The organism is Bradyrhizobium sp. BEA-2-5 (assembly GCF_032918025.1).
GTDB lineage: Bacteria > Pseudomonadota > Alphaproteobacteria > Rhizobiales > Xanthobacteraceae > Bradyrhizobium > Bradyrhizobium pachyrhizi.
Map to the genome: position 1 here is coordinate 7,133,344 of NZ_CP136629.1, position 20,218 is coordinate 7,153,561.

The window sequence follows — 20,218 nt, forward strand, 5'->3', positions numbered from 1 at the left end:
GCGCTCGAGCAGCTCAATACGCTGCGGGGCAAGGCAACCCTGACCGACGCCAAGACTTCGCAGGTCGGCGAGCTCGAGACCAAGGTCGACGCGCTCGAGGCCGAGGTCGCCGAGCTCGACAAGCAGATCGCGGCCGATGAAAAGAAGTTGCGCCGCACGGCCCTGTTCGGCTTTTCGACCGCGCTCGGCGGTCCGCCGCTGGCGACGTCGTCAAAGATATCAATCCGGAGCGGACCGGCGGTTTCCGCAGCGTCGCGGAATTGGCGGTTTCGGTTCGGACCGCCATGACGGGCGGCGGTCTCGATCCGCGCCTCGGCGCAGCGCCGACCAATTTCCAGCAGAACCAGGGCGGCAGCGGCGAGGGCTTCCTGGTGCCGACCGAGTATCGCGAGCAGATCTGGGCGCTCGTTTTCGACGACCAGAACCGGCCTCCGGGGTCCAGGCTCTTTGGAGCTCTGAGGGCACGCAGAGATCGCGGACAAGGCCGAGCGCTTTCGCTCGACCGGGCATGATGAGGCCCGGCTCCTTGAAACAAGCTCAAATCTGGGCGATGGCAATTGCTTCGTCTTCGCTTTGTCGGCGCCTAGTCATGAATAAAAAAACTCAAAGAGAGCTAATAAATCTGCGTAGGATGAGAGGGAGCAAGTCGAACGGTTCTCAACAAGATCAAACAATGTCGTCGGGTGGCGACGCGCTGCGACAGGTTCGCCACCAACTACCTCGCCTTTGTCCATTCACATCTATCCGGCTATGGCCGGCCGCGCGTTATGAGTCGACGCCATTAGCGCCGGCGCGCGACCCAAACACCTAGCAGGAACGCGACGAACAACGACTGCAATGGAGCCTTAGTGGTCACCTTGCGCAACTGGTCGGCCCATCGCATCGCGGCCTCCGGCGCGGGAGACTGGAATGGCCGAGGCCTTCCTCCCGCTTGCGCCGAGGCGCTCGGCATCGCGCCGGCAGCGGGCCCGCTGCCATCCTGATCGTCCACAAGCCCAGAGGCTTCCGTCATCGCCGAGGCTTCTTTCATATCCATGCGGCTCTCCTGCTCTGCCTTCAGGCGGACTTCCGCTGCGGTCTGGCGGCCGGCTTCTTCGGCGCGGCCTCCTTCGCTGGCTTCTTGCCGACGATCGGCATCAGCATCTCCTTCTGACCGCTTGCGACCTTGCGTGGCTTCTTGGCCGGCTTCTTCGGCGCCTCGGCCTTGGCCGCCGCGCCGCCGACGCTCCGGCGCAGCGCCTCCATCAGATCGACGACGTTGCCGGCGTCCGGCTTCTCCTTCGGCGTGATCGGCTTGCCGGCGCGCTTCTGGTTGATGAGCTCGATCAGCGCGGTCTCGTAATGGTCCTCAAACCTCTCCGGCTCGAACCGACCCGCCTTCTGGTTCACGACGTGCCTCGCCAGGTCGGCCATGTCCTTGGTGATTTTGACGTCCTGGATCTCGTCAAAATATTCTTGCGGATCCCGGACTTCGTACGGGTAGCGCAACAGCGTGCCCATGAGACCCTTGTCGAGCGGCTCGAGCGCGATGATGTGCTCGCGATTGGTCAGCACCACGCGACCGATCGCGACCTTGTTCAGTTCGCGGATGGTTTCGCGGATGACCGCGAACGCGTCATGGCCAACTTTTCCATCCGGCACCAAGTAGTAGGGACGGATCAGATACCGCGGGTCGATCTCGCTGCGGTCAACGAACTCATCGATCTCGATGGTGCGGGTGGACTCCAGCGCGACGTTCTCGAATTCTTCCTTGGAGACCTCGATGTAGGTGTCGGTGTCGACCTTGAAGCCCTTGACGATGTCTTCGTTCTCGACCTCCTCGCCGGTGTCTGCGTCAACCTTGGCGTACTTGATCCGGTGGCCGGTCTTCCGATTGAGCTGGTTGAACGAAATCTTCTCGGACTCCGAGGTGGCCGAATAGAGCGCGACCGGACAGGTGACGAGCGACAGCCGAAGGAAGCCTTTCCAGTTGGCGCGCGGGGCCATACGCAGAACTCCGTTACGATTTGATTCAAGACGATTGGCCGCCGGCAGTTCCGACATCCCGCGCTTCCTCGCGAATTCATCGTCAACCGGGCGTCGAAGCGGCCGAATCCGCGTTCGGGCGGCTTGACTCCATGTGAACAAAAAGGGAACGTGGTATAGCCGCTGCGCCCGAACCTTCCGCGCCCTCCGCCGGAGATCTGGAGCTCGCTGCCGACCAGGCCATTGCGGCCTGCGGCGGCGATCCCCGCGAGGCGGACGCTGATAGTGGCCAACGGTTTTCTCGAAGCGCAGGTCGAGGAGCTCCGCGCTTCGGTTTCTGCCGGCTACTCGCGCGGCCGGTTCGACCTCTCGCGCGATCGTAAGGACGACTGAGATGGCCGAGGTGACCTACTACATCGCCCTACCCTTCGTGGCCGCCGACGACGGGTCGCGGCCGGCGAAGCAGTGGAGTGCCTGAGCGCCAACACCGCGGTGATGCGAGCCGAGGCGCTCTCGTAAAAGCCCGGCTGCGCCGGCGCGGTCACGTTCAGCCCGCAGCGGAAATCCCGCCACCGGCGAATTCGGCGAAGGTGATCCGGAAATTCGGCGACGTGCCGGGTGATCTGAGCGCGCTGTGAGCCTCGCGGAAGTACATGAAAGTCTGTGAACTGATCGAACTGTTGAAGGATCAGCCGTTCGAACGGAGAGTCGTGCTGCGAGGGTACGAACAGCCGACATTTCAGGAGTGAGAGAGCGGCCGCTCAAGCTGGATGCCAACGGCGAGTGGTGGAACGGACCGCACGAAGCATCCGAAACGGAAGTGGCCATCGAGCCCCTGAGAATTGATCGGGATCCGGATTAGCACCGAATATTCCGGGCCAGCTAATTCGCTGGCGGCTTCAGCGAGCTCTCGATCCACTTCCGGGCGACAGGATCGTGCAGCGGATCGTCCTCGCTATCGGGGCAGACATAGCGCTGCGGGCTCGTTGCCGTCTCGTCGCGCACAAGCTTCATGGGCCGCCCGGAATGAGGGCACGGCTTCTGGACCGCTGCAGCAGCAAGATGACTTTCCCGCCGCGGCCTACGTAGTGCGCCGTTTGCCGGACGGGCACAAGCGCGTCATGGGAAGTTTTCCGGGTGCTTGACGTCAGACGTTGCGGGTGGTCGACCCGCCCCCGAGGGTGCGACCAGGAAGCCGTCAAACGTTGAGATAAGTCAAAAGCGAGGGGCGCATCAGGTTTTCACTCGGTTACGAGGAGCCGAGCGCCTCGAATACCGTCGAAAATGAATTGGACCGCGAGGGTCGCCAGCAGGATGCCGGCGAGCCTCGCCAGCACGTTGGCGCCGGTGGCCCTCAACACCCGGTGCAAGACGTCCGTGAAGATCATACCGGGATAGGTCAGTAGAAGGCACAGCAGCATGGCCACCAGTACGATCATCGAGCCGAGGGGGTCACCGGCGGCCTGCCCCATCAGCAGAACGACCGCCGTGAGGCCGGCCGGTCCCGCGATCACCGGAAATGCCAGGGGGAAAATCGCGATGTCGCCGGGCGCCATCGCCTCACGCCGCTCGAGCGCGGTGAGCGAAGACAGACCTGAGGGATGGGCGAAGATCATCTGGATGGCCTGCAACAGCAGCAGGATGCCGCCCGCAACTCGAAAGGCATCCAGAGAAACCCGAAGGGCGGCCAGCACCCGATTGCCGAACAGTGCAAACCCGAGCAGGACAATTCCGGCGATCAGGACGGCCTGCCAGGCCAGACGAAACCGCTCGGGCCGGTGAACGCCCGCCGTCAGGCCGCCGAACACGATCGCGGTATCGATGGGTCCGATCGCCACAAACAGGGTTGCAAAGGCGGTGATGGTGAAATCAGTGAGCATGACGGGCTTACCCTGAATCCTCCCCCAAAGCAGCCTGCTTTTGGGAAGCCGGCGAGCGCCATGTTTCCGTGCTCAACGGCGAAGTTCGGATCGCCGATTGGGCCTGCGGCCAGTATGTTTGTTGAGGGGTCCCATGCGCGGTCTTCTCAATCCTTCCGGAAGAGAAAAATCATCCACCCGGCCGTCGTCGCTTGAGGGCCCGGGCGGTGCCTTTCGCGCGAGGATCTGCGGACCTGGTTGCCGCTGCGCACCGTCGTTCACTGTGCTGGGTGCGCGGCATTTCTCGCTCATGCCGGCGAACAGGCTCCTTGCCCAAGATCCCATTCTTGCGAAGGACGCTAATTTCGGCCAACCCTCCATACTCTCCACGCGCAATCGATTTCAGGCAGCGGTCTGCTTCCGCGCGGCCTCCATTCTTCGGAATAGCTCCAGCCACCGCTGCTCTTTTGGAGAGAGCGGTAGATCGGAAGGCCTCCAAGCCGGCTTGCCATCGAGCGGAAGCTGAGCATCCAACAGTTCGAATTCGGTCGTCTCCTCGGGAGTAAGGCCCACAAGCACTCGGCGACGCTTCTTATCAAGCGTGATACAAGCACGAAGTCAGCGGCACGGCTTCTCTGCTTGGCGCAAGGGCCGACTGAGAAGCTATTGGCATGTTCCCTTTCACTGCAGCACCCATCATGGTTGATCTCGCGGGCAACAAGCTTGGCCAGCAAATTGGCGCAGTCTCGCAGATAAAATGCGAAGGGAGGCTGGCAGCGACCTCCCTCGCCGAGCATCAGGCCATCACACGCGGATGGCTCTGGTGCAGTTGCCAGATTCGCAGGGCAGCAACAGCCGCCACCAGGATTCCGGCGATGACGTGGAGCGGTGTCACCGTTGCCTTGGCCGAGAAGAGCAGCACCCAGGGCGACACGGCGACCCAAGCGCCGGCGGCAAGTGCCATCCACTCCTGCCATTCGGCGAAGAGCGCCAGCGCTGCTACAGCCAGCGCAGCGATCAGGATGCCGCTCAGCCAGGCATTCCAGTTCGTGGGACTTTCAGCGGCGAATCCGATGGCCCATGGCGATACGAACAAGCCCAGGCCGATTGCAAGGTCGACCACATCAGCGATTATGTCCTTTTTCCAGGCGGTGTTCATGGTTGCAACTCCTTACATTGGCTCCTCTCATTCATTCGAGTTCGATTGACCTGTCATTGTTGATTGGCAATGGCCTCGACGGGGCGAGAGCACAAGACTCCCGCCCGCCCCGCGGTTACTTGCCGTTGATGGCGATCCGTTTCACGTTCGGCTGCGCGGTAGGTAGCTTCGGCAGCGTTACGCTGAGAACGCCGTTTTTGAACGACGCTCCGACCTTATCCTGGTCGATATCGTCAACCGGGATCGAACGCTCGAAGCGCCCATAGTAGCGCTCGCTGAAGCGGCGCTCCTTGTCTTCGGTCTCGCTCTTCCTCTCACCGCTGATCGTCAACATGCCGTTCCTCAGTTCGACGTTGACGTCCTTCTCTTCGAGACCGGGAAGTTCAGCGATAACCTTGACTTCCTTTGCGGTCTCCTTGACCTCGAGCTTCGGCCAGCCCATCGCCTGGGAGCTGAACGCAGTGATGTCGAACGAGCGGAACGCGTCGTCGAAAAGCCGGTTCATCTCGCGGTGAAGCGCGAGGAACGGATTGGGCTCGTTGCGCTGCAAGCTCAGATCACGAGAGCCGTCGTTCCACGGAATGAGATCGCGTAGTGCCATAGTTGTCCTCCTCTCTGTTCTTCATGTTCACTGGACAGAGCTCCGCCGCGCGCGGCCAAGCCGCGCACAAGCGGTCCGACAACCTCGAACGGAACTCCGTTAGGCCGTCTGCTTCTGCTCGATTTGCAGGTTGTTGTTGCCGGCGGTTTTGATCGCGATGCGACGCGGTTTCATCGCCTCCGGCAGTTCCCGAACCAGAGTGATCGTCAGCATGCCGTTTTCGAAAGTCGCATCCTTGACCTGGACATAGTCCGCCAGGTTAAAAACGCGCCTGAACGGCCGCAGGGAGACTCCCTGGTACAGGTAGTCGCGATTACCCTTGTTGGGCTCGCGGCCCTCGACGATCAGCGTCGATGGCTCGGCGGTGATGGTGATCTCCTCCGGGCTGAAGCCCGCCAGCGCCAGCGTGATCTGGTACTGGTTCTCGCCGGTACGCGCGATATCGTAAAACGGATAATTGTCGCTGTCGTTCGTCGCGTTGTTGACGAGGTCGAAGAGGCGATCGAATCCGACGCTCGAACGCCAGAACGGGGACATTTCGTAGGTTCTCATAACCACATCCTCCTTGAGCAACATGGATAGAGGCAACGCCGGGATTTCCGGCGGTCTCGGCCGGACCCTGACGGCATCCGGCGCCACACCTGTGGCACCACAAGAACTAGAAGGGTCTCGGGTGATTTCAAGGGCGACACCCGCGCACGAATTGCATTTTTCCTCAGCCCTGGCCCGACCTCGAGAGAACCGCGCGCACCGCATCAGCGCCGGCCGCGGGTGGCCACGTTCGGCGCTGCGCAACTAACCCGCGCGAGCCGCCATTCCGAGCTCTCACCTCTTGACGCCGCGCGGGGCTTCCCTACGGCGGACAGCTGCACGACTTCGCCAGCACAAGCTTTAACCGTCACGCCGTGACAACTTCGGGCGTCGTGCCGCGATGCCGCTCTGACGCCCGGTCCAATAGCCAACAAGCCGAACATCGCGCGATACCGGGCGGCTCCAGTTGCTTCGTCCACGCCCCTATCGACAGGGCCCGTGCTCCCGGCAATCTGGTTCGTCGACTTTCAAATCTCGAAGGAACAAACCGCCGGCTTCGACATTCTGTGGACGCCGCCGGCATGACGGGCGCCGTTTCCGGGCCCAAGCCATGCTCGGTAGCTCAACCCACTTCGCTCTGAGGAGGAATTGGAAATGAGCACCCTGCCGGTTCTATCGAATCTGCCCGCGATCCATTCGGACGGCGGGCTTTCCCGTTACCTCGCCACCATTCGCAAATTTCCGCTGCTGAGTGCGGCGGACGAGGCCATGCACGCTCGCCGCTGGCACGAACACGGCGATCGCGATGCGGCGTATCGCCTGGTCACAAGTCACCTCCGGTTGGCCGCCAAGCTGGCGCTGCGGTATCGCGGCTATGGCCTTCCCGTCGCTGACCTGATCTCTGAGGCGAATGTCGGCCTGATGCTGGCGGTGAAGCGCTTCCAGCCCGAGAAAGGCGTTCGGCTCGCGACGTATGCGATGTGGTGGATCAAGGCGACGGTCCACGAATACATTCTCAGGTCCTGGTCGCTGGTGAAAATAGGCACCACTGCAGCCCAGAAGAAGCTGTTCTTCAACCTGCGAAAACTCAAAAATCGGATTTCTGCAAGCGAGGAAGTCGACCTATCGCCGCAGCAGGCCGAATATATCGCGGGCGAACTGAAAGTAGCTCCGCGTGAGGTCGTCGAGATGAACGGGCGGATTCGGGGTGATACTTCGCTCAACTTGCCCATCACGCGGGAGGAGGGGTCCGAGGAAATCCAGGACTGGCTGATTGATCCGGCCCCGGACCCGGAAACCCTGCTATCGGAAACGGAGCATCGCAACCGGACATGGAGCGCACTGAACGACGCGCTCGCGCTCCTTAACCCCCGCGAGCGACATATTGTGGGCGAGCGATTCCTGGCCGAACAGCCGAAGACCCTGGAGGAGCTCGCCGCCACTTTCGGCGTGTCACGCGAGCGCATCCGTCAGATCGAAGTTCGCGCACTACAAAAGATCAGGGACGCGCTCGGGGCTCACTTGGATGGATTGCCTCCTGGCTTTCCCGGCGGATGGAGGCCCCGTCTGGCGCAGCGGCTTCTGCGGAGAGACAGAAATGAGGATTGCACAGATAGCCCCGCTATTCGAGAGCGTCCCGCCCCGGCTGTATGGAGGAACGGAGCGGGTCGTTTCCTGGCTGACCGAGGAGTTGGTCCGACAAGGCCACCAAGTGACGCTGTTCGCGAGCGAGGACTCCATCACCTCCGCCGAGCTCGACCCCTGCACGTCTCGCGCGCTGCGCCTCGACCCCGACGTCCGCGACGCGCTTCCCCACCAGATGATCATGCTCGACAAGGTGCGCGAGCGCGCCGACGAGTTCGACATTCTCCACTTCCACACCGACTATCTGCATTTTCCGCTGTTCCGATCTGAACGCGGCAGGACGCTGACCACGCTGCACGGCAGGCAGGATCTTCCTGATCATATGCCGTTCTACCGCCGGTTTGCGGACATGCCGCTGGTTTCGATCTCGGACGCGCAACGGTCGCCGCTTCCAGGCGCGAACTTCGTAGCGACGGTCTATCATGGCCTTCCGCTCGATCTGCACATTCCGAGCTACAATCCGAAAGGCGGCTATCTGGCGTTTCTCGGCCGGATCTCACCGGAGAAACGTCCCGACCGTGCCATCGCGATTGCGCGGGCAGCCGGCCTTCCGCTCAAGATAGCAGCGAAGGTCGACAAGGCCGACGACGCCTACTTCCGCGGCGTCATCGCCCCGATGCTGAACGAGCCAGGAATTGAGTTCATCGGCGAGATCAATGAGAAAGCCAAAAGCGAATTTCTCGGCGAAGCGGCCGCGCTGCTCTTCCCAATCGACTGGCCGGAGCCATTCGGCCTGGTCATGATTGAAGCCATGGCCTGCGGCACGCCGGTGCTCGCCTTCCGTTGCGGGTCGGTCCCGGAAATCGTCGAGGACGGACTGACCGGACGCGTCGTGTCCGACGTCAACGAGGCGGTGCGCGCCGTTCCCGGGTTGCTGCAGCTCGACCGCAAGGCCGTCCGCGCCCGGTTCGAGGAACGTTTCTCCTCCGCCCGCATGGCGGCGGAGTACGGCCGAATCTACCAGAGGATGGTTCGCAGGCTTCCGACGCCCAGCTCCGGCTATCGGCACTCGCTGCGTGTTCGGCCGGCTTCCACGGACACGGCCTCGGAATCGCCCACGGCCGCGTAAGCCGAGTAACTTGAAGGGACGGACCTACGGCACTGCGGAAAATCGGCAAGGAGATCCGCGCCGTCCCGCCTGAGATCACCCAGGCGACGGCTCCGCGTTGTCGCGCCAACGTCATCGCGGAAACTTCTGCCGGCGCTGTCGACAAATTTACATAACTCCTCTTGACCTCAGCTTTGCCGCGCCTAGGTCGATTTTGCCGGAGGGCCGGTTACGGCCCCGGTTCTGATGACATCGCTGAATTGTAGGGAGGATGTGCCGTGCATTTCCATCCATTGCACGATCCCGTGCTGGTGCGACGCATCAATGCCGAGGAGAGGACTGCCGGCGGCATCACCATTCCGGACACCGAAGGAAAAGCCGCAGGAAGGCGAGGTGATTGCCTGTGGACCGGGCGGTCGCAACGAACAGGGCCAATTGGTGCCGCTCGACGCGAAGCCTGGCGATCGGGTCTTGTTCGGCAAATGGTCCGGTACGGAGGTCAAGATCGACGGCAAAGAACTTCTCATCGTGAAGGAGAGCGACCTGCTGGGCGTGGTCGAGAAGACCTCCGCGTCGAAGAAGGCCGCTTGAAGTGCTGACAGTCATTGAAGGAAAAAGGAGAGAACGTCATGGCTGCCAAGGAGGTAAAATTCTCTGCGGAAGCTCGCGACCGCATGCTGCGCGGCGTCGATACGCTGGCAAACGGCGTCAAGGTGACACTCGGGCCGAAAGGCCGCAACGTCGTGCTGGACAAATCCTTCGGCGCGCCGCGCATCCCCAAGGACGGTGTCACGGTCGCTGAACGGAGTAGCCTTTCCGAATCCTTTCCGTGATTTGAGCCCATCAAATGGGCCAGGATTTTGCTCTCCCTCCTGGTGCGCGATGCCAGCGCCGTTCGTATGTATTTTAAGCGGGCGGCGCTGTGCCGTTTGTGGCTTGCTACCAACCGCCTGGCGTGGCGACGGCTCGCGCTGTTGTATCGCCACGCCAGGATACTCAATCACGCGAACCGCGCTACTACCATTTCAAGGGGGAGGCGAGCCCCAAACCATGTGGCACAGGATAGCGCGGAGCTTCGGCTCACAAAATCAGAATGGGAAGATCGTTCAAGTCCAGTACACGGGCGAAGACCGATCAGCTTATTGGAGCGAAACGGTTGAAGAAGCCCTCAAACTCAAGCATGCTTATCCGTTTAGCGCACGCACCCACTACACCTAGCTGGGGGCTTTGAATGACCTGCATCGTCGGCCTTGTTGACAAAGGCCAAGTCTTCATCGGCGGGGATAGTGCTGGCGTCAGCGCGGAGCGTCTTGCGCTTGTGGTCCGCAATGACCGCAAGGTTTTTCGCAATGGCGATTTCGTGATGGGCTTCACGTCGTCGTTCCGCATGGGCCAACTTCTCGCATTCAAATTTCATCCGCCCGCACGGCGCGTCGGTATCGACGTGATGACCTATATGGTCACTGACTTTATCGACGCCGCCCGCGCGCGGATGAAAGAGGGCGGATTTGCGCGCATTAGAGAGGGGGCAGAGAAAGGCGGCAGCTTTCTGGTGGGGTATTCTGGCCGCCTTTTCCATATTTCTGATGACTTTCAAGTCGGGGAGTCGTCACACGGCTTTGACGCCTGCGGCTGCGGCGACCTGATCGCGCTCGGCTCGCTTCGCTCAACTCGCGAATGGACTGACCCGTCCGCGCGCGTGAAAGAGGCGCTCGAATGTGCAGAAGCATTCAGCGCGGGCGTGCGCGCGCCCTTCGTTCTCGAGAATACAGCCGCAAAAGCGGAAGAAAAGAGCGCAGCATGACAAACATAAGAGGTAGCAGGTCATGGGCACCTGTGTGGCAATAAGCATGAACTCAAGGACGCCAAGTCGAAAAAGCCCATTCGGGTTGCCGACGAAGCAATCCGCCTTCGTGCCGAGGCCAAAGGCCTGCCCACAGATACATAAAAGGAAGCGTCGCTGAAACGCGCTCGACAGGTTGAGTCGCTGGATGTCGGCATGAACGGCATGCCGAGGCCGGTGCAGCTTAGCCAATTTTATCAGCAAAAGCAGCAAATTCCGGGCTGACCTCTGGGATACTCTTTCGTTGCGGGGACTTAGCCATCGTCCGAGTTCTCCGAGTTCGACGGAGCAAAGGTTTAAAGCGCACCCGCTCAGCGATGCGACGGATTAAAATCGGTCATGAATTGAATGCGGCGCGGTACTTCCGCGCCAAGTGACAGGTGGTCGCTGGCCATCGAGCGTGCGCGCGACGACGCCAGCAGCGGTTTCGATAGGTAGGCCAGCGTCGATAACCAACGAGCCGGCGGGAATCTAGTTCCAAACGCGCCAACCCTAGGGTTTAGGCACCGAAGATTTCGGAATGTGACTCGGATCTAGAACCAAGCTCATTTCTTCGATTTTGGCATCGATCTTTTCGAGGACGGCGGCGGGAACGACATCCCTTTCTGGGAGATGCAACCAATGATCGTTCACTAACGAAACGACTTCCTCGACGGTCGAGATGACAGCGGGTTCGGGTAGCCGTGCGCGGTTGGCGAGCTTTCGCCAGCGATCCGGAGTGAGCGCCTTGAAGGACTTCTCACCACCAAATGAGAGGGCTAAATCGTCTTTTGGAAAATAAGCGGTGGTCGATAGGACATCGTAAACGGGGGCGATCGCTGGAATACAACCATCGCCTGGGTATATCGTAGACCAATTCTTCAAGTGCATATCGCCGTTGCCGACAAGCGCGGCAAGCGCCAGCCGGCGAATGAATTCGAGTGCGGTGTCGGTCGACACCGCCATGTTCAGCGCGGATGCAATGTCGTGGTACGATGCGTCATCGTATTTTTTGGATGGCTGCCGGCCAAAGATCTGAGCGAAGTCTTCGATATGAATTCGAGCGCCTTGCGGGCCCCGATCGAAGCGCTTCACGAGCAGGACCTTGCCAGTCGAAAGGGTATTAAATTCTTCGGGGATGCCCTCGAAATCAGATTTCTCGACAAGCTCGCGTTCCGGCACGTCCATTCCGAGGATTTCGGACAGTGCCAGAATGGCAAACTCGTTTTCAGACATTCCAACAAGATTGGTCGAAGGGAATTTTGCGATGTACTGACCTTGCTCGTCGGCAATGGGCAACGTCAGTCTACCGCCCTTGCCGGTGTTTTTCACTACGGAGAGCTTCATCTGAACTCCCGCCAAAGAAAAGCGCGCTTTGATCTCACGTGGATTTTCTTGAGCCGCAATCGTGGTGCTGCCGTCGCTCGGTAGGACGCGCACAGCTCCCGGCAGGTCTGCGCCAAGCGCAGCCAAGAGGTCGAAATCGTTTCCTTGCCTCACCGCTCCCGCGTGGTGCTTTTCCATTGCCTCGCGGAGCTTGTCCTCGGGCAACATGTTCGCGAAGAACGCCGGCAGCATGTGCGCTGCCGGCTTCGGGTCCTTGCGAAGGCCACCATCGGCCGAGCGAAACGAAAGACTCAATATTGGGGGTCTCACCATGGCTCGATAGACCGGATCGAGACTGAAGGCATTGAAATCGCCCGGCGTACGCACGACCGTTCCGACCCTGAGGTCATGAAGGAACACATCCAGGGATTGGATGGTATTAGGGACGCGGACGCTAGCGCTCATCATCATCCATATCGGTAGTAAACGCCGGCCGGTCTTCGTCTGCGGACGGGCGAAGTAGTGCGTTGACGCCGGGTACCATTGCCTGTGGGATCAACATCAGTTCCATGCCCAGCGCACGCGCGACGTTGATCAGCGTGGTCGCACGTGCAGCGGCGTCGCCTTGCTCTATATCCCGGTAGCGGGGCCGAGAAATGCCCGCGCGTTCGGCCACTTGCTCTTGAGTTAGGCCCGCTTGTTTTCTTGCGTCGCGGAGGAGCCGTCCTAGCTGTTGAGTTGCTTCCGAGTTCCGCTTCATGATCTGTTTTCGTATCTTCCAGCACTTGAAAGATACCTAAAGATATCAAGATTCCTCGAATTTGTCAAGACAAAGATCCGTTTGCGTATCATATGATCACCAAAAGATTTCCAAACGTATCTCTTGCCTGAACTCGGGCTCCGACGCCAAGCCGAAGCAGCCAGAAGGCCCCCGACGGCATCAGGGAACCCATCCCGAGTATCTCCAGCTGACATGACTGAGTACGCCGACGGGCCTCTGCGGAACTAGTTTGCCTTTAATAGTCGCCGCCGACCGAATGGTGATCTACGTAGCGCGGCAATTCGACCGAGAAGACGCAGAACTAGCGAGGCTGAATGAGCCGGATCAAAAGCCATATGTCGAGGTGCACCTGCTCTCAAGGAACTCAACAGACCTTTCCCTTCAAGCATTTCATTCCATCGACAAATACGGACTCGGAATAAAGGCCGATACGGACACGGAATAAAGGCCGACAGCTTTAGTGGCGGTCGCCCGCTCAGCCCCTTCATTTCGGCGTGAGAGCCTCTGAAAGAGTCGCCTATTGGTTCGACGGGCCAAAAGCGAAATCGCCGGATTGGACAACGCGAACGCAGCATGCTGGCGGCACCGGGAGCTCAATTCGAATTAACCCTTGTTGTCCGTCTGCGCGAGCTCTGACGTGATCCAATCCACGAAGGTGCGAAGGGCGCGACGTTGACGCCCGGCGCGAGGAAAGACGAGATGGTGGCCGACATAGCGGATATCAGTTGAACGACCGACCAGCGGCGCCACCAAGCGACGAGCTTCAATTTCACGTTCGGCCAAACGAGTTGATTCCAAGGTTACGCCAACTCCGCCACATGCCATAGCTATTGCCAGGAAACTACGATCAAAGCGCATCCCGTGAATGGCAGGCGGCTCGAGCCCGTTCGCAGTGAACCATTGATGCCACTGCACTTGCTTCACGTCCGAGCGGATGAGCACCTGGCTCAATAGATCCTTTGGCTTGCGGATCCTCTTGGCAACCTGAGGGGCGCAAAGCGGGGTGACAGTCTCTTCGCCGAGCGGGATCACATCGACACCCCCGCTACGAGGCGGTCCGTAGACGATGTCGAGATCGAAGTCGTTGTTGGTGAAACGAGCATATTCGGTATTGGCGGCAAGCCGCACTTCAAGCTGCGGTTCGGCGGCGAGAAACTTCGTCAGGCGTGGGGCTAGCCATTGTGCTGCAAAACTTGGAGCACAATGCACCCTCAAAAGCTGCGGTCCCCGGCCGGCAACCTCTTCGATTCCGCGCCGCAGATTGTCAAAAGCCGCTCCCGCATGACGCATCAGGTTCTCGCCTGCGGGCGTTAGCCGAACAGAACGTGCACTTCGCTCGAACAGCGTAGTGCTCATCGTGCTTTCCAGCTTACGGATCGCATGGCTCACTGCACTCGGGGTCAAATGCAATTCGTTAGCCGCGTTGCTGAAGGAGCCGGTGCGCGCAGCCGCTTCGAAGGCTCGGATAGCCGAGATCGGGATACTCGACAACATCATGCCCATAAGTGAACCAGATTCACATATCCAAGACAACAGCGCGTTTGTCCGGGAAGCGCCTCCGACCTAGCAATTGGGTCAAGAGGACCGGCTGCGTATCGCAACGCCTAGAAGAATAGATACAGGGAGGATCGAATGCTGCTTCGCGGCAAAACGGCTATTATTACAGGTGCCGCTTCGCCCCGCGGGATTGGCCTTGCGACCGCCAGACGGTTTGCCGAAGAGGGCGCCCGGGTAGCCATCCTCGATATCGACGGGCCCGCCGCACAAGCTGCCGCGCAAGGCCTTGGCGACGCCCATATTGGAGTGGCTTGCAACGTCGCCGACCAGGCCTCTTGCTTGAAGGCAGTCGAAATCGTCGCCGGCGACTTCGGTCAGATCGACATCTTGATCAACAATGCCGGCATTACCCAGCCGGTGAAGCTCCTGGACATCAAGCCGAGCGACTGGGATCGAATCCAGGACGTCAACCTCAAGGGCATACTGTTCCTTTCTCAGGCCGTGATTCCGCATATGCAGAAGCGCAAGGCCGGATCGATTGCGTGCATGTCATCAGTATCAGCCCAGCGCGGTGGCGGCATTTTCGGCGGTCCACACTACTCGGCGGCAAAAGCGGGAGTCCTTGGGCTTGCCAAGGCCATGGCGCGGGAATTTGGCGCCGACGGAATTCGCGTCAACTGCGTCACACCGGGGTTGATCGGCACCGACATCACGTCCGGCAAGCTCACAGACGAAATGAAAGCGAAGATTTTGGAAGGCATTCCGCTCGGAAGGCTGGGGGAAGCGAAGGATGTCGCGGGAATCTACACGTTTCTCGCTTCGGATCTTTCCGCTTACGTCACTGGCGCCGTGATCGATGTCAATGGCGGGATGCTCATTCACTAAGGCAGCGACGGAGAGAAGGATGTCCACGACTACGCTTACTAACGCACCTACCCTTTCGCAGCGCGCGCGTAACATTCGCCGCAATGCGCTGCGCATGGGGGAAGTTCAGGGCCAAGGCTATATCGCTCAGGCGCTCGATATCTCCGACGTTCTCGCCGTGGCTTACTTTCACGCGATGCGCTATCGGCCGGAGGATCCGACCTGGGAGGAACGCGATCGCTTCCTGCTCTCAAACGGGCACTACGCTATTGCGCTTTATGCGGCGCTGATCGAGGCCGGCATTATTCCCGAAGCCGAACTTGAGACGTACGGCTTCGACGACAGCCGTCTTCCGATGTCCGGCATGGCGTCCTACACGCCTGGCATGGAAATGTCCGGCGGATCCCTGGGGCTTGGGCTGAGTATTGCGGTCGGCATGGGCCTCGGGTTGAAGCGCAAGGCCTCCAAAAGCCGCGTCTTCACGCTGTTCTCGGATGGAGAGCTCGACGAGGGTTCGAAGTGGGAGGCGATGATGTCGGCTGCACACCACAAGCTGGACAATCTGATCGCGATCATCGACGTCAACAACCAGCAAGCTGACGGTCCCTCGAAGCAGATGATGGGATTCGAGCCGTTGGTCGAAAAGCTAGAGGCTTTCGGCTGGTTTGTACGCCGGGTCGACGGCAATGACCTCGACGCCGTTGTGGCGGCCTTTGACGCGGCGAGTTCGCACACCAAACCGCAACCGCGCGTGATCGTTGCTGACACGCTGATGGGAAAGGGAGTTCCATTCCTGGAGCAGCGCGAAAAGAACCATTTCATTCGAGTCGAGGCGCACGAATGGAAACTGGCGTTGGCAGAACTTGCTGCTGGAGACAGGTCATGAAGTCGACGATCTCAGCTTCGCCCGGGAAACCGCGGCTCAGCACCTCTGCCATGATCGCCTCGATTGCGGCCGAGGGCCAAAAGACGAAGCCAGCGCCGTTCGGACATGCACTCGTCGAACTGGCACGGAGCCGGCCAGAGGTGGTCGGCATGACCGCCGATCTCGGCAAATACACCGACCTGCACATCTTCGCGAAGCAGTTCCCGGAACGCTACTATCAGATGGGGATGGCCGAACAGCTACTTTACGGTGCAGCGTCAGGCATGGCGGCTGAAGGCTTCATGCCCTTTGCGACGACATATGCCGTGTTCGCATCGCGGCGCGCCTACGATTTCATTCATCAGACCATTGCGGAGGAAGACCGCAACGTGAAAATCGTCTGCGCCTTGCCCGGCCTCACTTCAGGTTACGGCCCGAGCCACCAGGCGGCGGAAGACCTCGCCCTGTTTCGCGCCATGCCGAACATGACCGTGATCGATCCCTGCGATGCTCATGAAATCGAACAGATTGTTCCTGCCATCGCGGCGCATCATGGGCCGGTGTACATGCGGCTGCTGCGCGGTCAGGTGCCGCTTGTGCTGGACGAGTACAACTATCAATTCAAACTCGGCAAGGCATCCCTCATTCGCGACGGTCGGGAAGTCCTGATCATCTCCTCCGGGATCATGACCATGAGGGCGTTAGAAGCCGCAAAGGAGCTCGCCGGCGACTGCGTGGATGCGGCAGTGCTGCATGTACCGACGATCAAGCCTCTCGATCACGAAGCGATCCTACGCGAAGCGGCCAGGCCCGCCCGCCTCGTCGTTGTCGCAGAGAACCACACCATCATCGGGGGCCTCGGAGAGGCAGTTGCGGCATTGTTGATGCGCTCCGGCATTCATCCGGCCTTCCGCCAGATCGCGTTGCCCGACGAGTTTCTTGCCGCTGGGGCGCTCCCCACACTGCATGATCGCTACGGCATTTCCACTGCTGAAGTTGCAAGGCAGGTCAAGGGCTGGCTGCGCTAAGCGCGCAGCGCCATTCGTTAAGTTCGCCTGAGGAAAACATCGCCTACGCGGCATCGCTGCGGAGAACGATGGCTAATGCCTGACGGCCGGTGCCCGAGAACCGATCCGGAGCTGCAGACAAACACCGCTGCCGGTGAACACACCGATTCATATCAACAAGGAGGAAGCAATGACCCAACGCAAACCGATTGCCATAACTCGTCGCAAGCTGCTCCTGGCCGGCGCTGCCGTTCCGTTGTGCGCCGTACTCAGCCGCCCCGCTGCGGCGGCGGAGTTTACTTACAAGCTCGCGACCGGGCAGGATCCGACGCATCCGGTGAACGTTCGAGCCAAGGAGGCTGCCGATCGCATCAAGGAAACGACAGGCGGGCGCCTGGAAATCAATCTCTTTCCGGCCAATCAGCTCGGCTCGGATACGGATCTCCTGACGCAGGTCCGCAACGGTAGCGTCGAGTTCTTCAACCTGTCTTCCCTAATCCTCGCCACCCTCGTGCCGGCCGCCGGGATCGTGAATCTGGGCTTCCTCTTTCCGAGCTACGATGCGGTCTGGAAAGCCATGGATGGTGAGCTCGGTGCTTACATCCGGGCGCAGATCGCCAAGACACCGATCATGACGGTCTCCAAGCCTTGGGACAACGGCTTCCGCCACATCACGTCGTCGGGTCGAGAGATCAAGACGCCGGAGGACCTCAAGGGCTTCAAGCTTAGGGTACCCGCCGCACCCAATCTGACCTCGCTATTCCTTGCGTTCAGGGCAGGACCGGCGCCAATTAACTTTAATGAGGTCTATTCCGCGTTGCAGACCAAGGTCGTCGACGGTCAGGAGAATCCCCTTCCCATCATCGCAACCGCGCGGCTGTACGAGGTACAGAAAACCTGCAGTCTGACGGGTCATGTTTGGGACAACTACTGGATCCTCGGCAACAAACGCGCCTTCGAGAAGCTTCCAAAGGACGTGCAGACAATCGTGACGCGCGAGTTCGACCGCTCGGCCGAAAATGAGCGAGCTGACATCGCAAAGCTCAGTGAGTCGCTGCGCACCGATCTGAGCGCAAAGGGGATGCAATTCCTAGAAGTCGACCGATCGGTCTTCCGCCAGGCGCTGGCTAAAACGAGCTTCTATGCCGACTGGAAAGCCAAATTCGGTGAAGAAGCGTGGGCGCAACTCGAGAAAGCCGCTGGCAAGCTTGGGTGAGCGCCATGGAACACGGACACATAGAAGGGGCGACCCTCGCCCTGCCAGAACCGCCCTCCGGATGGCGAAAAATTGTCGTGAGCGTGAACCGGGCGCTCAAACCTGTTGTCGCCATCCCTGCCGCACTCCTCGTCGTTGCGGAGGTGATCGTCGTCTTTGTCGGCATCATTTCCCGCTACGTGCTCCACGCGCCGATCGTCTGGTCGGACGAACTTGCCGGCATCCTGTTCCTATGGCTCGCGATGCTGGGATCGGTCGTTGCTTTCCAACGAGCCGAACACATGCGGATGACAGCGATCATCGGCATGATCCGCCCGGAAGCGAGGCTATTCCTGGACGTCTTCGCGACGGCCGCATCGTTGGCATTCCTGCTGCTGGTCGTTCACCCGGCATACGAGTTTGCGGCCGACGAGGTGTATGTGACCACTCCCGCTCTGGGAATCGTCAACACTTGGCGCGCCGCCGCCCTTCCCGTCGGAATTGGGCTGATGCTGATCGTCGCGACTCTGAGATTGGTGGCCACGGCCAATGTCAAGCATCTCGTGGCAGCCGTTGCCGCCGTCGCGGCGCTGATCGGGATTCTCGCGTTTATGGCGCCGGTTTTGAAGCCGCTCGGCAATCTCAACTTGCTGATCTTCTTCGTGTTCATCGTCGGCGCTATGGTTTTCGCGGCGGTGCCGATCGCCTTCGCGTTCGGCTTGGCGACCATCGGATACATAACACTTACCACGAGCACGCCCGACGTGGTCGTGATCGGTCGCATGGACGAGGGCATGAGCCACCTCATCCTGCTCTCGGTGCCGCTGTTCGTGTTCCTCGGCCTCCTGATCGAGATGACCGGCATGGCCCGCGCCATGGTCGGGTTCCTTGCCAGTCTGCTCGGCCACGTTCGGGGTGGCCTCCAGTATGTGCTGGTCGGTGCAATGTACTTGGTCTCGGGTATCTCGGGATCCAAGGCAGCCGACATGGCGGCAATAGCGCCCGTGCTTTTCCCCGAAATGACCAAGCGCGGCGCAAAGCGTGGCGACCTCGTCGCGCTCCTGGCGGCCACCGGCGCTCAAACCGAGACGATTCCCCCGTCCTTGGTGCTGATCACGATCGGATCGGTGACCGGCGTGTCGATTGCGGCTCTGTTCACCGGCGGGTTACTACCAGCCATCGTGCTCGCAATCGGGCTGTGTGCGGTCGTGTGGTGGCGATACCGTGGGGAGGACTTGTCCCATGTTCAGCGAGCGACGAGCCGAGAAATTGGTCGTGCCTTCCTGATTGCGATTCCCGCTATCACCCTGCCTTTTCTGATCCGCGCCGCGGTTGTCGAAGGGGTCGCGACCGCCACCGAGGTCTCGACGATAGGCATTGTCTATTCCGCGCTGGCTGGGCTTCTCATCTATCGCCAATTTGACTGGCGTCGCCTCTATCCGATGTTGGTTGAGACCGCGGCTCTCTCCGGTGCGATCCTCTTCATCATTGGTGCGGCGACAGGAATGGCCTGGGCTCTAACCCAGTCGGGCTTCTCGGCATCGCTCGCGAAGTTCATGACCTCCTTACCGGGTGGTGTGCCGGTATTTCTGATCGTCACTATCATCGCGTTCGTTATCCTGGGGAGCGTACTCGAAGGCATTCCTGCCATCGTGCTCTTTGGCCCACTGCTCTTCCCCATCGCACGTCAAGTCGGCGTGCATGAGGTCCACTACGCGATTGTTGTCGTTCTGGCGATGGGAATTGGGCTTTTCGCGCCGCCATTTGGGGTCGGATACTACGCGGCGTGTGCCATCAGTCGGATTCATCCTGACGAAGGCATTGGCCCGATCGTTGCATACATATTGGCCTTGCTCCTTGGCACGATTGTAGTGGCTGCAGCGCCATGGATTTCCATCGGATTCTTGTAAATCCAAAAAAGGCATTAGGTGCGGAGGTCGTCCGCACCTCTCTGTGTTCCCCGCAGCTTTAGAAGGATAGAAGGTGAACGTTCGCGAGCTAGACAACCTGTTAGAGCAGTTCTTTACCCTAGTCGAGGCAACGGTTCGCCTTCC

At 60.2% G+C, this 20,218-nt stretch carries 19 protein-coding genes and 5 pseudogenes; 13 read left to right on the plus strand and 11 right to left on the minus strand.

The features are described from left to right. Positions 1 to 284 precede the first annotated feature (284 nt). Complete coding sequence (locus RX327_RS33250; protein WP_317248406.1) at positions 285 to 512, plus strand: hypothetical protein; 228 nt, start codon at positions 285 to 287, stop codon at positions 510 to 512. Between the two features lie 75 nt (positions 513 to 587). Here RX327_RS33250 and RX327_RS33255 read toward each other — a convergent pair whose 3' ends face one another. The 3 genes from RX327_RS33255 to RX327_RS33265 are packed head-to-tail and all read right to left on the minus strand — an operon-like array spanning position 588 to position 1,986. After that, positions 588 to 734, minus strand: coding sequence for a hypothetical protein (locus RX327_RS33255; RefSeq protein ID WP_317251455.1), 147 nt, complete (start codon positions 732 to 734; stop codon positions 588 to 590). Positions 735 to 781: 47 nt separating this feature from the next. Beyond that, positions 782 to 1,036, minus strand: a complete 255-nt coding sequence (locus RX327_RS33260; RefSeq protein ID WP_283088456.1) for a hypothetical protein — start codon at positions 1,034 to 1,036, stop codon at positions 782 to 784. Positions 1,037 to 1,056: 20 nt separating this feature from the next. Then, entirely contained in the window at positions 1,057 to 1,986 is a 930-nt protein-coding gene (locus tag RX327_RS33265) for a Ku protein (RefSeq protein ID WP_317248407.1), read from the minus strand. A 155-nt stretch (positions 1,987 to 2,141) separates the two neighbouring features. Here RX327_RS33265 and RX327_RS33270 point away from each other — a divergent pair. After that, positions 2,142 to 2,358, plus strand: a pseudogene (locus RX327_RS33270) (hypothetical protein). A gap of 1 nt (position 2,359) precedes the next feature. Continuing rightward, a pseudogene (locus RX327_RS33275) lies at positions 2,360 to 2,603 on the plus strand (hypothetical protein). A gap of 244 nt (positions 2,604 to 2,847) precedes the next feature. Here RX327_RS33275 and RX327_RS33280 read toward each other — a convergent pair. From RX327_RS33280 to RX327_RS33300, 5 genes are all read right to left on the minus strand, one after another. After that, positions 2,848 to 2,979 carry a hypothetical protein gene (locus RX327_RS33280; protein ID WP_317248408.1) on the minus strand — a complete coding sequence of 44 codons (132 nt, stop codon included), beginning with the start codon at positions 2,977 to 2,979 and terminating at the stop codon, positions 2,848 to 2,850. A 227-nt stretch (positions 2,980 to 3,206) separates the two neighbouring features. Continuing rightward, positions 3,207 to 3,845 (minus strand): MarC family protein, encoded by a 639-nt coding sequence (locus tag RX327_RS33285; RefSeq protein WP_317248409.1) that lies wholly within the window; start codon positions 3,843 to 3,845, stop codon positions 3,207 to 3,209. Between the two features lie 775 nt (positions 3,846 to 4,620). Beyond that, the gene (locus RX327_RS33290) at positions 4,621 to 4,983 is read right to left on the minus strand and encodes an SPW repeat protein (RefSeq protein ID WP_317248410.1); all 363 of its coding nucleotides are present in this window, start codon (positions 4,981 to 4,983) and stop codon (positions 4,621 to 4,623) included. 115 nt (positions 4,984 to 5,098) lie between these two features. After that, positions 5,099 to 5,584, minus strand: a complete 486-nt coding sequence (locus RX327_RS33295) for an Hsp20/alpha crystallin family protein (RefSeq protein ID WP_317248411.1) — start codon at positions 5,582 to 5,584, stop codon at positions 5,099 to 5,101. A gap of 99 nt (positions 5,585 to 5,683) precedes the next feature. Further along, positions 5,684 to 6,136 (minus strand): Hsp20 family protein, encoded by a 453-nt coding sequence (locus RX327_RS33300; RefSeq protein WP_317251382.1) that lies wholly within the window; start codon positions 6,134 to 6,136, stop codon positions 5,684 to 5,686. A gap of 633 nt (positions 6,137 to 6,769) precedes the next feature. On the opposite strand from RX327_RS33300, the pseudogene rpoH reads away from it, so the two are divergent. From rpoH to RX327_RS33325, 5 genes and pseudogenes are all read left to right on the plus strand, one after another. Further along, positions 6,770 to 7,639, plus strand: a pseudogene (rpoH, locus tag RX327_RS33305) (RNA polymerase sigma factor RpoH); the annotation flags it as partial. 73 nt (positions 7,640 to 7,712) lie between these two features. After that, on the plus strand, positions 7,713 to 8,828 hold the full coding sequence (locus RX327_RS33310) for a glycosyltransferase family 4 protein (RefSeq protein WP_317248412.1): 1,116 nt from the start codon (positions 7,713 to 7,715) through the stop codon (positions 8,826 to 8,828). A 257-nt stretch (positions 8,829 to 9,085) separates the two neighbouring features. Next, positions 9,086 to 9,398, plus strand: a pseudogene (gene groES / locus RX327_RS33315) (co-chaperone GroES). Positions 9,399 to 9,436: 38 nt separating this feature from the next. Then, positions 9,437 to 9,634 (plus strand): annotated as a pseudogene (gene groEL / locus RX327_RS33320) (chaperonin GroEL); the annotation flags it as partial. A 404-nt stretch (positions 9,635 to 10,038) separates the two neighbouring features. Beyond that, the gene (locus RX327_RS33325; RefSeq protein WP_317248413.1) at positions 10,039 to 10,611 is read left to right on the plus strand and encodes a hypothetical protein; all 573 of its coding nucleotides are present in this window, start codon (positions 10,039 to 10,041) and stop codon (positions 10,609 to 10,611) included. A 531-nt stretch (positions 10,612 to 11,142) separates the two neighbouring features. Here RX327_RS33325 and RX327_RS33330 read toward each other — a convergent pair. The 3 genes from RX327_RS33330 to RX327_RS33345 all read right to left on the minus strand — a co-directional run bounded on the left by RX327_RS33330 (position 11,143) and on the right by RX327_RS33345 (position 14,230). Further along, positions 11,143 to 12,420, minus strand: coding sequence for a type II toxin-antitoxin system HipA family toxin (locus tag RX327_RS33330; RefSeq protein ID WP_410712216.1), 1,278 nt, complete (start codon positions 12,418 to 12,420; stop codon positions 11,143 to 11,145). Continuing rightward, positions 12,410 to 12,715, minus strand: a complete 306-nt coding sequence (locus RX327_RS33335) for a helix-turn-helix transcriptional regulator (protein ID WP_317248415.1) — start codon at positions 12,713 to 12,715, stop codon at positions 12,410 to 12,412. Before RX327_RS33335 ends, RX327_RS33330 begins: the two co-directional genes overlap by 11 nt. A 624-nt stretch (positions 12,716 to 13,339) precedes the next feature. Further along, positions 13,340 to 14,230 (minus strand): LysR substrate-binding domain-containing protein, encoded by an 891-nt coding sequence (locus RX327_RS33345; RefSeq protein WP_317251383.1) that lies wholly within the window; start codon positions 14,228 to 14,230, stop codon positions 13,340 to 13,342. Positions 14,231 to 14,368: 138 nt separating this feature from the next. On the opposite strand from RX327_RS33345, the gene RX327_RS33350 reads away from it, so the two are divergent. The 5 genes from RX327_RS33350 (at position 14,369) to RX327_RS33370 (ending at position 20,074) form a co-directional block, all read left to right on the plus strand. Beyond that, entirely contained in the window at positions 14,369 to 15,118 is a 750-nt protein-coding gene (locus RX327_RS33350; protein ID WP_317248417.1) for a glucose 1-dehydrogenase, read from the plus strand. 19 nt (positions 15,119 to 15,137) lie between these two features. Beyond that, positions 15,138 to 15,983 carry a transketolase gene (locus RX327_RS33355; protein WP_317248418.1) on the plus strand — a complete coding sequence of 282 codons (846 nt, stop codon included), beginning with the start codon at positions 15,138 to 15,140 and terminating at the stop codon, positions 15,981 to 15,983. Next, positions 15,980 to 16,990: a transketolase family protein gene (locus RX327_RS33360; protein ID WP_317248419.1), complete on the plus strand. Its 1,011-nt coding sequence runs from the start codon at positions 15,980 to 15,982 to the stop codon at positions 16,988 to 16,990. Before RX327_RS33355 ends, RX327_RS33360 begins: the two co-directional genes overlap by 4 nt. A 169-nt stretch (positions 16,991 to 17,159) precedes the next feature. Continuing rightward, entirely contained in the window at positions 17,160 to 18,185 is a 1,026-nt protein-coding gene (locus RX327_RS33365; RefSeq protein ID WP_283088469.1) for a TRAP transporter substrate-binding protein, read from the plus strand. Between the two features lie 5 nt (positions 18,186 to 18,190). Next, complete coding sequence (locus RX327_RS33370) at positions 18,191 to 20,074, plus strand: TRAP transporter large permease subunit (protein WP_317248420.1); 1,884 nt, start codon at positions 18,191 to 18,193, stop codon at positions 20,072 to 20,074. Positions 20,075 to 20,218: the final 144 nt, after the last annotated feature.

Excerpts from the sequence above, each read along its gene's own strand:
- RX327_RS33250 (WP_317248406.1), top strand. The coding sequence starts at position 285 with ATGACGGGCGGCGGTCTCGATCCGCGCCTCGGCGCAGCGCCGACCAAT.
- RX327_RS33255 (WP_317251455.1), bottom strand. The coding sequence starts at position 734 with ATGGACAAAGGCGAGGTAGTTGGTGGCGAACCTGTCGCAGCGCGTCGC.
- RX327_RS33260 (WP_283088456.1), bottom strand. The coding sequence starts at position 1,036 with ATGGATATGAAAGAAGCCTCGGCGATGACGGAAGCCTCTGGGCTTGTG.
- RX327_RS33265 (WP_317248407.1), bottom strand. The coding sequence starts at position 1,986 with ATGGCCCCGCGCGCCAACTGGAAAGGCTTCCTTCGGCTGTCGCTCGTC.
- RX327_RS33280 (WP_317248408.1), bottom strand. The coding sequence starts at position 2,979 with ATGAAGCTTGTGCGCGACGAGACGGCAACGAGCCCGCAGCGCTATGTC.
- RX327_RS33285 (WP_317248409.1), bottom strand. The coding sequence starts at position 3,845 with ATGCTCACTGATTTCACCATCACCGCCTTTGCAACCCTGTTTGTGGCG.
- RX327_RS33290 (WP_317248410.1), bottom strand. The coding sequence starts at position 4,983 with ATGAACACCGCCTGGAAAAAGGACATAATCGCTGATGTGGTCGACCTT.
- RX327_RS33295 (WP_317248411.1), bottom strand. The coding sequence starts at position 5,584 with ATGGCACTACGCGATCTCATTCCGTGGAACGACGGCTCTCGTGATCTG.
- RX327_RS33300 (WP_317251382.1), bottom strand. The coding sequence starts at position 6,136 with ATGAGAACCTACGAAATGTCCCCGTTCTGGCGTTCGAGCGTCGGATTC.
- RX327_RS33310 (WP_317248412.1), top strand. The coding sequence starts at position 7,713 with ATGAGGATTGCACAGATAGCCCCGCTATTCGAGAGCGTCCCGCCCCGG.
- RX327_RS33325 (WP_317248413.1), top strand. The coding sequence starts at position 10,039 with ATGACCTGCATCGTCGGCCTTGTTGACAAAGGCCAAGTCTTCATCGGC.
- RX327_RS33330 (WP_410712216.1), bottom strand. The coding sequence starts at position 12,420 with ATGAGCGCTAGCGTCCGCGTCCCTAATACCATCCAATCCCTGGATGTG.
- RX327_RS33335 (WP_317248415.1), bottom strand. The coding sequence starts at position 12,715 with ATGAAGCGGAACTCGGAAGCAACTCAACAGCTAGGACGGCTCCTCCGC.
- RX327_RS33345 (WP_317251383.1), bottom strand. The coding sequence starts at position 14,230 with ATGTTGTCGAGTATCCCGATCTCGGCTATCCGAGCCTTCGAAGCGGCT.
- RX327_RS33350 (WP_317248417.1), top strand. The coding sequence starts at position 14,369 with ATGCTGCTTCGCGGCAAAACGGCTATTATTACAGGTGCCGCTTCGCCC.
- RX327_RS33355 (WP_317248418.1), top strand. The coding sequence starts at position 15,138 with ATGTCCACGACTACGCTTACTAACGCACCTACCCTTTCGCAGCGCGCG.
- RX327_RS33360 (WP_317248419.1), top strand. The coding sequence starts at position 15,980 with ATGAAGTCGACGATCTCAGCTTCGCCCGGGAAACCGCGGCTCAGCACC.
- RX327_RS33365 (WP_283088469.1), top strand. The coding sequence starts at position 17,160 with ATGACCCAACGCAAACCGATTGCCATAACTCGTCGCAAGCTGCTCCTG.
- RX327_RS33370 (WP_317248420.1), top strand. The coding sequence starts at position 18,191 with ATGGAACACGGACACATAGAAGGGGCGACCCTCGCCCTGCCAGAACCG.